The 613-nt window shown below is 40.7% G+C and carries 1 protein-coding gene; it reads left to right on the top strand.

What is annotated here, in order from left to right; translation table 11 throughout:
• A partial coding sequence (locus AC1DF0_RS32000; RefSeq protein ID WP_477577581.1) for a hypothetical protein occupies positions 1-247 on the top strand: 247 nt, incomplete at its 5' end.
• Positions 248-613 lie beyond the last annotated feature (366 nt).

The raw sequence follows: 613 nt of genomic DNA, 5'->3' as shown, positions 1-613 counted from the left end.
AATGTACCATTGGTATGAAGACGGGACCATAGGAAAGAGTTTTTCGTTGGGAACGTTATATGCCGATGATGATTTTCGTCAAATTACTCTTACACTTTTTGAACAACAACAAGATGGTAAGTCTAGTTATTGGAGTGGTAAGGACGGTCTGATGCTTACAGCCCCAGCGAAGGACCGAACGGAGGCGTTACGTTTAGCTAACAAATTAATGGTGAATTTATTAAAAGGACTTCAACCATTGAACTAAACGGAAAATACGCCMAAGTTGCAACTGCAACTTGGGAGAAAAAACTGAGCCAGAACAGAGGCGCAGCAATTGTCGGAAGACAAGAACATCTGTACAACGGAGGTCGCATAAACTGCGGCTTTTTTGTTGTTTGTATAGAAGTTCTTGTCGCCAGCACAAGACAAGAACTTCTATACAAAACCGTATTAGGACAAGAACTTCTTTACAATAGTTGAGTCCGTATACTTGTGTAAAAAGCTAGGATCTCAAAAAAAGGGAGCCATAGCCAGAATCCTCGTTTAGAATGGAGTTGTCGAGACAACATTCATTGGAGGGATTTTGGTATGACTCAATATCAGATTAGCGTATTAGCGTAGATTCCGAACT

This window comes from Paenibacillus sp. 05T425 (assembly GCF_056396205.1).
This window is presented reverse-complemented; position numbering and strand designations above follow the sequence as displayed.